The organism is Streptomyces sp. NPDC049577 (assembly GCF_040675635.1).
Lineage (GTDB): Bacteria > Actinomycetota > Actinomycetes > Streptomycetales > Streptomycetaceae > Streptomyces.
Genome location: NZ_JBFAPH010000261.1, coordinates 1 through 8,816, shown reverse-complemented (window position 1 = coordinate 8,816; position 8,816 = coordinate 1). Strand labels below are relative to the sequence as shown.

The 8,816-nt window shown below is 67.4% G+C and carries 9 protein-coding genes and 1 pseudogene; 5 read left to right on the top strand and 5 right to left on the bottom strand.

Going from position 1 to position 8,816, the window contains the following annotated elements; translation table 11 throughout:
- The 5 genes from AB0K09_RS24540 to pssA (AB0K09_RS24520) form a co-directional block, all read left to right on the top strand.
- Positions 1-895: CoA ester lyase (locus tag AB0K09_RS24540; RefSeq protein ID WP_366067534.1), on the top strand; the 895-nt coding region annotated here is incomplete at its 5' end.
- Positions 896-900: 5 nt separating this feature from the next.
- Positions 901-1,413, top strand: a complete 513-nt coding sequence (locus AB0K09_RS24535) for a MaoC family dehydratase (protein ID WP_366067535.1) — start codon at positions 901-903, stop codon at positions 1,411-1,413.
- Between the two features lies 1 nt (position 1,414).
- Positions 1,415-2,620: an acyl-CoA dehydrogenase family protein gene (locus AB0K09_RS24530; RefSeq protein WP_366067531.1), complete on the top strand. Its 1,206-nt coding sequence runs from the start codon at positions 1,415-1,417 to the stop codon at positions 2,618-2,620.
- Positions 2,621-2,799: 179 nt separating this feature from the next.
- Positions 2,800-3,456 carry a phosphatidylserine decarboxylase gene (locus tag AB0K09_RS24525; RefSeq protein WP_366067532.1) on the top strand — a complete coding sequence of 219 codons (657 nt, stop codon included), beginning with the start codon at positions 2,800-2,802 and terminating at the stop codon, positions 3,454-3,456.
- Positions 3,443-4,294 (top strand): CDP-diacylglycerol--serine O-phosphatidyltransferase, encoded by an 852-nt coding sequence (gene pssA, locus AB0K09_RS24520; RefSeq protein WP_366067533.1) that lies wholly within the window; start codon positions 3,443-3,445, stop codon positions 4,292-4,294. Before AB0K09_RS24525 ends, pssA (AB0K09_RS24520) begins: the two co-directional genes overlap by 14 nt.
- Positions 4,295-4,522: 228 nt before the next feature.
- On the opposite strand, the gene pssA (AB0K09_RS24515) is transcribed toward pssA (AB0K09_RS24520), so the two are convergent.
- The 5 genes and pseudogenes from pssA (AB0K09_RS24515) to AB0K09_RS24495 all read right to left on the bottom strand — a co-directional run.
- On the bottom strand, positions 4,523-5,374 hold the full coding sequence (gene pssA / locus AB0K09_RS24515; RefSeq protein WP_366067533.1) for a CDP-diacylglycerol--serine O-phosphatidyltransferase: 852 nt from the start codon (positions 5,372-5,374) through the stop codon (positions 4,523-4,525).
- Positions 5,361-6,017, bottom strand: coding sequence for a phosphatidylserine decarboxylase (locus AB0K09_RS24510; RefSeq protein ID WP_366067532.1), 657 nt, complete (start codon positions 6,015-6,017; stop codon positions 5,361-5,363). Before AB0K09_RS24510 ends, pssA (AB0K09_RS24515) begins: the two co-directional genes overlap by 14 nt.
- A gap of 179 nt (positions 6,018-6,196) precedes the next feature.
- Positions 6,197-7,402 carry an acyl-CoA dehydrogenase family protein gene (locus AB0K09_RS24505; protein ID WP_366067531.1) on the bottom strand — a complete coding sequence of 402 codons (1,206 nt, stop codon included), beginning with the start codon at positions 7,400-7,402 and terminating at the stop codon, positions 6,197-6,199.
- Between the two features lies 1 nt (position 7,403).
- A complete protein-coding gene (locus tag AB0K09_RS24500; RefSeq protein WP_366067535.1) occupies positions 7,404-7,916 on the bottom strand; it encodes a MaoC family dehydratase in 513 nt (170 codons plus the stop codon).
- Between the two features lie 5 nt (positions 7,917-7,921).
- A pseudogene (locus AB0K09_RS24495) lies at positions 7,922-8,719 on the bottom strand (CoA ester lyase); the annotation flags it as partial.
- Positions 8,720-8,816: the final 97 nt, after the last annotated feature.

The window sequence follows — 8,816 nt, the reverse complement described above, 5'->3', positions numbered from 1 at the left end:
TCGCGGTCGCCTCCTACATCGGGGCGGCGTACTGGTTCACCTCCTCCACATCCTTCGCCAACCCGGCTGCGACCATCGGCCGCGCCTTCACCGACCCGTCGACGCGCTCAACAACGGCGACTGGACCGGCAAGACGCGCGTGGTCCGGGTGAACGACTGGACGACGCACTGGACGTACCGGGACGTCATCACGGTCGTGGAGGGCGCCGGCCCGAACCTCGACTGCATCATGCTGCCGAAGGTGCAGGACGCCCAGCAGATCGTCGCCCTGGACCTGCTGCTGACGCAGATCGAGAAGACCATGGGCTTCGAGGTCGGTCGCATCGGCATCGAGGCGCAGATCGAGAACGCCAAGGGCCTGGTGAACGTCGACGCCATCGCCGCCGCCTCACCCCGGCTGGAGACGATCATCTTCGGGCCGGCGGACTTCATGGCCTCGATCAACATGAAGACGCTGGTGGTGGGCGAGCAGCCGCCCGGTTACCCGGCGGACGCCTACCACTACATCCTGATGCGCATCCTGATGGCCGCCCGCGCCCACGACCTCCAGGCGATCGACGGCCCTTACCTCCAGATCAAGAACGTCGACGGCTACCGCGAGGTCGCCGGCCGTGCCGCGGCGCTGGGCTTCGACGGCAAGTGGGTGCTGCACCCGGGCCAGGTGGAGGCGGCCAACGAGGTCTTCTCGCCCACGCAGGAGGACTACGACCACGCCGAGCTGATCCTGGACGCGTACGACTGGTGCACCTCCGAGGCGGGCGGCAAGAAGGGTTCGGCCATGCTCGGCGACGAGATGATCGACGAGGCCAGCCGCAAGATGGCCCTGGTCATCGCGGGCAAGGGCCGCGCCGCGGGGATGACCCGCACGTCCAAGTTCGAGATCCCGGAGGCGTGAGCGCGATGCAGTTCGGTCGTACCTACGAAGAGTTCACCGTCGGTGACGTCTACAAGCACTGGCCCGGGAAGACGGTCACGGAATACGACGACCACCTCTTCTGCCTGCTGACCATGAACCACCACCCGCTGCACATGGACAGCAATTACGCGGAGAAGACGACCGACTTCGGCAGGAATGTCGTGGTCGGCAACTACATCTACTCCCTGCTGCTCGGCATGTCCGTACCGGACGTCTCCGGCAAGGCGATCGCCAATCTGGAGATCGAGTCGCTCAAGCACGTCGCGCCGACCTTCCACGGCGACACGATCTACGGCGAGACGACCGTGCTGGACAAGACCCCCTCGAAGTCCAAGATCGACCGCGGGATCGTGTACGTCGAGACCCGCGGCTACAAGCAGGACGGCACCCTGGTCTGCGTCTTCCGCCGCAAGGTGATGGTGCCGACCGCCGAATACACCGAGAAGCGCGGCGGGGAGCAGCCCGGCCGCCCCGAGCCGATCATCCGGGAGAAGTGAGATGGGGCGCCTCGCGCGGACCGAAGGACTGACGGACATCCAGCGGGAAATCCTCGCGACGGTCCGTGAATTCGTCGACAAGGAGATCATCCCGGTCGCGACCGAGCTGGAGCACCGGGACGAGTACCCGACCCGGATAGTCGAGGGCCTCAAGGAACTCGGCCTCTTCGGCCTGATGATCCCGGAGGAGTACGGCGGTCTGGGTGAGTCCCTTCTCACATACGCGCTCTGCGTCGAGGAGATCGCCCGGGGCTGGATGAGTGTGTCCGGAATCATCAATACGCACTTCATCGTCGCCTACATGCTCAAGCAGCACGGCACCCAGGAACAGAAGGACCACTTCCTGCCGCGCATGGCGACGGGCGAGGTGCGTGGCGCGTTCTCGATGTCGGAGCCCGGGCTGGGCTCGGATGTGTCGGCGATCACGTCCAAGGGCGTGCGCGACGGGGATGAATACGTCCTGAACGGTCAGAAGATGTGGCTGACCAACGGCGGCTCGTCCACGCTCGTCGCGGTGCTGTGCCGGACCGACGAGGGGCACCCGGAGGGGACGGCCCCGCACAAGTCGATGACCACCTTCCTGATCGAGAAGGAGCCCGGTTTCGGCCAGGTCAAGCCGGGTCTGACCATCCCCGGCAAGATCGAGAAGATGGGCTACAAGGGCGTCGACACCACCGAGCTGATCATGGACGGGCTGCGGGTTCCGGCCGACCGGGTGCTCGGCGGGACGACCGGCCGGGGCTTCTACCAGATGATGGACGGCGTCGAGGTCGGCCGCGTGAACGTCGCGGCACGTGGCTGCGGTGTCGCACAGCGTGCCTTCGAGCTGGGCGTGTCCTACGCGCAGCAGCGTCAGACCTTCGGAAAACCCATCGCGCAGCATCAGGCGATTCAATTCAAACTCGCCGAAATGGGGACAAAGGTCGAAGCCGCCCATGCGATGATGGTGAATGCGGCGCGGAAGAAGGACTCGGGCCAGCGCAACGACCTGGAGGCGGGCATGGCCAAGTACCTCGCCTCCGAGTACTGCAAGGAGGTCGTCGAGGACGCCTTCCGCATCCACGGCGGTTACGGCTTCTCCAAGGAGTACGAGATCGAGCGCCTCTACCGGGAGGCGCCGATGCTGCTCATCGGTGAAGGAACGGCCGAGATCCAGAAAATGATCATTGGCCGCCGGCTGCTCGAGGAGTACCGGACCCAGGGCTGATTGCCGGATTCGAGGGGATATGGCAGCGTTTTAACCGAGAACAAGATCACACCCTGTCATCGGTCTTCGGCCACGGACTGGCCCCGGCGCTTGGCCAGTTGCCGCCCGCAACCGATAGCATCCCCCAAAGCCGCCGTCCCCCGATCATTACGCGGCCCCCTCCGCTACGAAGGTCACCCATGCCCCACAGCTCTTCCTCTGCACCACGCGACAGCCTCGTCGGCGTACGCCTCGCGCGCGGAGCATCGCCGTGGCTCCTCCCCACCGTCGCCACGGCAGCGGTCAGCCTCGCCAAGGCCCGCCGCTCCGGGCGCTGGGCGGCCCTGGCCGTGCCCGCCACCGCGCTGGCGGCGGGCATGCTGTGGTTCTTCCGCGACCCCGACCGCGAGATCGCCCAGGGCAGGGTCATCTCGCCGGCCGACGGCGTCGTGCAGAGCATCATGCCCTGGAAGGACGGACGCACCCGCGTCGCGATCTTCATGAGCCCGCTGAACGTCCACGTCAACCGCGCGCCGATGGCCGGCACCGTGACGTCCGTCGAGCACATCCCCGGCGGCTTCGTCCCGGCCTTCAACAAGGAGAGCGAGAACAACGAGCGCGTCGTCTGGCACTTCGACACCGAGCTCGGCGACATCGAGATGGTGCAGATCGCCGGCGCCGTCGCCCGTCGCATCGTTCCCTACCTCGACGCGGACGCCAAGGTCGAGCAGGGCGAGCGGATCGGCCTGATCCGCTTCGGTTCGCGCGTCGACGTCTACCTCCCCGAGGGCGTCGAGGTCGCGGTCGAGGTCGGCCAGCCCACCACGGCAGGAGTGACACGCCTTGACCGTGATTGATCCCGACACACAGGCCGCCTGGGTCCCGGAAGCGGAGTCCGACGACACGGACGACATGCCGCTGTCCACCCGGCTGTCGATAGCGGACACCCTCACCCTGGGTAACGCGATCTGCGGCTTCATGGCCGTCTACTTCACGACCACCGGCGTCCTCATCCCGCATCTGACGGGCAACGAGGACGGCGGCATGGCCCGGCACAGCGCGGCCACGGCCGTGATACTGATGCTGCTCGCGTCGGTCTTCGACCTCTTCGACGGGCTCGTGGCGCGCAAGCTGCGCGCCTCCGCGATGGGGGCGGAGCTGGACAACCTCTCCGACCTGATCAGCTTCGGGCTGGCGCCGGCGTACTTCGTGGTGGTCTGGGGCATGGTCGCCGACGACGCGCACCAGCGGGTCTCGGCGGTCGCGGCGATCGTGGTGCTGCTGGCGGTCGTCCTGCGACTGGCCCGCTTCTCGTGCGTCCAGCTGCGGGACGGCATCTTCCAGGGCATGCCGAGCCCCTTCGGCGCGCTGACGGTCGTCTCGATCGTGCTCCTGGAGCTGCCCTTCGTCCCGACGCTGCTCGCGATCGTGGGCGTGGCGTGGCTGATGGTCAGCCGGGTCGAGTACCCCAAGCCGCGGGGCCGGCTGGCGGTGGCCATGCTCAGCTGGATCGTCCTCAGCATGGGGCTGCTGGCCGCGTGGGCCTTCGACGCGCCCGGTGGCGAGCTGCTCCTCCAGACGGGCTGCGCCCTGCAGCTCGTGCTGGGCGCGGTGATCCCGCTGTTCGCCACGGCGCGGCGGGTGAACACGTTCCGCGACAACCGCCGCGAGGCGCGTGCCGCGCAGCTGCCGTAACGCTTGCCGCGAAGGGCCCCGGACAACACCGTTCGGGGCCCTTCGCGTTTCCGGGTATGCGCGGCCCGGTGGTCGCTCCTGTCTTTTCCCACCCGCCCGCCCGTTCCCCGGAACGTTCCGGGGAACGGGCGGGCGGGTGGGAAAAGACAGGAGCGACCACCGGGCCGCGCATACCCGGAAACGCGAAGGGCCCCGAACGGTGTTGTCCGGGGCCCTTCGCGGCAAGCGTTACGGCAGCTGCGCGGCACGCGCCTCGCGGCGGTTGTCGCGGAACGTGTTCACCCGCCGCGCCGTGGCGAACAGCGGGATCACCGCGCCCAGCACGAGCTGCAGGGCGCAGCCCGTCTGGAGGAGCAGCTCGCCACCGGGCGCGTCGAAGGCCCACGCGGCCAGCAGCCCCATGCTGAGGACGATCCAGCTGAGCATGGCCACCGCCAGCCGGCCCCGCGGCTTGGGGTACTCGACCCGGCTGACCATCAGCCACGCCACGCCCACGATCGCGAGCAGCGTCGGGACGAAGGGCAGCTCCAGGAGCACGATCGAGACGACCGTCAGCGCGCCGAAGGGGCTCGGCATGCCCTGGAAGATGCCGTCCCGCAGCTGGACGCACGAGAAGCGGGCCAGTCGCAGGACGACCGCCAGCAGCACCACGATCGCCGCGACCGCCGAGACCCGCTGGTGCGCGTCGTCGGCGACCATGCCCCAGACCACCACGAAGTACGCCGGCGCCAGCCCGAAGCTGATCAGGTCGGAGAGGTTGTCCAGCTCCGCCCCCATCGCGGAGGCGCGCAGCTTGCGCGCCACGAGCCCGTCGAAGAGGTCGAAGACCGACGCGAGCAGCATCAGTATCACGGCCGTGGCCGCGCTGTGCCGGGCCATGCCGCCGTCCTCGTTGCCCGTCAGATGCGGGATGAGGACGCCGGTGGTCGTGAAGTAGACGGCCATGAAGCCGCAGATCGCGTTACCCAGGGTGAGGGTGTCCGCTATCGACAGCCGGGTGGACAGCGGCATGTCGTCCGTGTCGTCGGACTCCGCTTCCGGGACCCAGGCGGCCTGTGTGTCGGGATCAATCACGGTCAAGGCGTGTCACTCCTGCCGTGGTGGGCTGGCCGACCTCGACCGCGACCTCGACGCCCTCGGGGAGGTAGACGTCGACGCGCGAACCGAAGCGGATCAGGCCGATCCGCTCGCCCTGCTCGACCTTGGCGTCCGCGTCGAGGTAGGGAACGATGCGACGGGCGACGGCGCCGGCGATCTGCACCATCTCGATGTCGCCGAGCTCGGTGTCGAAGTGCCAGACGACGCGCTCGTTGTTCTCGCTCTCCTTGTTGAAGGCCGGGACGAAGCCGCCGGGGATGTGCTCGACGGACGTCACGGTGCCGGCCATCGGCGCGCGGTTGACGTGGACGTTCAGCGGGCTCATGAAGATCGCGACGCGGGTGCGTCCGTCCTTCCAGGGCATGATGCTCTGCACGACGCCGTCGGCCGGCGAGATGACCCTGCCCTGGGCGATCTCGCGGTCGGGGTCGCGGAAGAACCACAGCATGCCCGCCGCCAGCGCGGTGGCGGGCACGGCCAGGGCCGCCCAGCGCCCGGAGCGGCGGGCCTTGGCGAGGCTGACCGCTGCCGTGGCGACGGTGGGGAGGAGCCACGGCGATGCTCCGCGCGCGAGGCGTACGCCGACGAGGCTGTCGCGTGGTGCAGAGGAAGAGCTGTGGGGCATGGGTGACCTTCGTAGCGGAGGGGGCCGCGTAATGATCGGGGGACGGCGGCTTTGGGGGATGCTATCGGTTGCGGGCGGCAACTGGCCAAGCGCCGGGGCCAGTCCGTGGCCGAAGACCGATGACAGGGTGTGATCTTGTTCTCGGTTAAAACGCTGCCATATCCCCTCGAATCCGGCAATCAGCCCTGGGTCCGGTACTCCTCGAGCAGCCGGCGGCCAATGATCATTTTCTGGATCTCGGCCGTTCCTTCACCGATGAGCAGCATCGGCGCCTCCCGGTAGAGGCGCTCGATCTCGTACTCCTTGGAGAAGCCGTAACCGCCGTGGATGCGGAAGGCGTCCTCGACGACCTCCTTGCAGTACTCGGAGGCGAGGTACTTGGCCATGCCCGCCTCCAGGTCGTTGCGCTGGCCCGAGTCCTTCTTCCGCGCCGCATTCACCATCATCGCATGGGCGGCTTCGACCTTTGTCCCCATTTCGGCGAGTTTGAATTGAATCGCCTGATGCTGCGCGATGGGTTTTCCGAAGGTCTGACGCTGCTGCGCGTAGGACACGCCCAGCTCGAAGGCACGCTGTGCGACACCGCAGCCACGTGCCGCGACGTTCACGCGGCCGACCTCGACGCCGTCCATCATCTGGTAGAAGCCCCGGCCGGTCGTCCCGCCGAGCACCCGGTCGGCCGGAACCCGCAGCCCGTCCATGATCAGCTCGGTGGTGTCGACGCCCTTGTAGCCCATCTTCTCGATCTTGCCGGGGATGGTCAGACCCGGCTTGACCTGGCCGAAACCGGGCTCCTTCTCGATCAGGAAGGTGGTCATCGACTTGTGCGGGGCCGTCCCCTCCGGGTGCCCCTCGTCGGTCCGGCACAGCACCGCGACGAGCGTGGACGAGCCGCCGTTGGTCAGCCACATCTTCTGACCGTTCAGGACGTATTCATCCCCGTCGCGCACGCCCTTGGACGTGATCGCCGACACATCCGAGCCCAGCCCGGGCTCCGACATCGAGAACGCGCCACGCACCTCGCCCGTCGCCATGCGCGGCAGGAAGTGGTCCTTCTGTTCCTGGGTGCCGTGCTGCTTGAGCATGTAGGCGACGATGAAGTGCGTATTGATGATTCCGGACACACTCATCCAGCCCCGGGCGATCTCCTCGACGCAGAGCGCGTATGTGAGAAGGGACTCACCCAGACCGCCGTACTCCTCCGGGATCATCAGGCCGAAGAGGCCGAGTTCCTTGAGGCCCTCGACTATCCGGGTCGGGTACTCGTCCCGGTGCTCCAGCTCGGTCGCGACCGGGATGATCTCCTTGTCGACGAATTCACGGACCGTCGCGAGGATTTCCCGCTGGATGTCCGTCAGTCCTTCGGTCCGCGCGAGGCGCCCCATCTCACTTCTCCCGGATGATCGGCTCGGGGCGGCCGGGCTGCTCCCCGCCGCGCTTCTCGGTGTATTCGGCGGTCGGCACCATCACCTTGCGGCGGAAGACGCAGACCAGGGTGCCGTCCTGCTTGTAGCCGCGGGTCTCGACGTACACGATCCCGCGGTCGATCTTGGACTTCGAGGGGGTCTTGTCCAGCACGGTCGTCTCGCCGTAGATCGTGTCGCCGTGGAAGGTCGGCGCGACGTGCTTGAGCGACTCGATCTCCAGATTGGCGATCGCCTTGCCGGAGACGTCCGGTACGGACATGCCGAGCAGCAGGGAGTAGATGTAGTTGCCGACCACGACATTCCTGCCGAAGTCGGTCGTCTTCTCCGCGTAATTGCTGTCCATGTGCAGCGGGTGGTGGTTCATGGTCAGCAGGCAGAAGAGGTGGTCGTCGTATTCCGTGACCGTCTTCCCGGGCCAGTGCTTGTAGACGTCACCGACGGTGAACTCTTCGTAGGTACGACCGAACTGCATCGCGCTCACGCCTCCGGGATCTCGAACTTGGACGTGCGGGTCATCCCCGCGGCGCGGCCCTTGCCCGCGATGACCAGGGCCATCTTGCGGCTGGCCTCGTCGATCATCTCGTCGCCGAGCATGGCCGAACCCTTCTTGCCGCCCGCCTCGGAGGTGCACCAGTCGTACGCGTCCAGGATCAGCTCGGCGTGGTCGTAGTCCTCCTGCGTGGGCGAGAAGACCTCGTTGGCCGCCTCCACCTGGCCCGGGTGCAGCACCCACTTGCCGTCGAAGCCCAGCGCCGCGGCACGGCCGGCGACCTCGCGGTAGCCGTCGACGTTCTTGATCTGGAGGTAAGGGCCGTCGATCGCCTGGAGGTCGTGGGCGCGGGCGGCCATCAGGATGCGCATCAGGATGTAGTGGTAGGCGTCCGCCGGGTAACCGGGCGGCTGCTCGCCCACCACCAGCGTCTTCATGTTGATCGAGGCCATGAAGTCCGCCGGCCCGAAGATGATCGTCTCCAGCCGGGGTGAGGCGGCGGCGATGGCGTCGACGTTCACCAGGCCCTTGGCGTTCTCGATCTGCGCCTCGATGCCGATGCGACCGACCTCGAAGCCCATGGTCTTCTCGATCTGCGTCAGCAGCAGGTCCAGGGCGACGATCTGCTGGGCGTCCTGCACCTTCGGCAGCATGATGCAGTCGAGGTTCGGGCCGGCGCCCTCCACGACCGTGATGACGTCCCGGTACGTCCAGTGCGTCGTCCAGTCGTTCACCCGGACCACGCGCGTCTTGCCGGTCCAGTCGCCGTTGTTGAGCGCGTCGACGGGTCGGTGAAGGCGCGGCCGATGGTCGCAGCCGGGTTGGCGAAGGATGTGGAGGAGGTGAACCAGTACGCCGCCCCGATGTAGGAGGCGACCGCGA